The organism is Pseudomonas sp. IT-P2 (genome assembly GCF_949767575.1).
In the GTDB taxonomy this organism is placed as follows: domain Bacteria; phylum Pseudomonadota; class Gammaproteobacteria; order Pseudomonadales; family Pseudomonadaceae; genus Aquipseudomonas; species Aquipseudomonas pharyngis.
The window spans coordinates 1-203 of the sequence record NZ_CATKQA010000043.1; the positions used below are offsets into that span (position 1 = coordinate 1).

Here is a 203-nt window from a genome sequence, read left to right on the forward strand (position 1 = left end):
GATCAAGAACGGCGTCGGCCCGGATTTCGTCAGCGCCGAGGTGTGCGTTGCCTATCCATATTGCCGGGCGTATGACCTCATCACCCTCAAGTGCAATGGCGAACTGCTGGAGCCCAAGCCCAGGGTCAATCGGAATCAGGCGCCGCAACCGCCGAATCCCGGTGACGAAATCCCCATTACCATTTGCTTCACCATCACCCGCG

Annotated in this window: 1 protein-coding gene; it reads left to right on the plus strand. The window is 59.6% G+C overall.

The genetic code is table 11. The annotated features are described in order from the left end of the window. The coding region (locus ACM6JM_RS19310; protein WP_414882356.1) for a hypothetical protein at nt 1-203 on the plus strand (203 nt) is incomplete at both ends.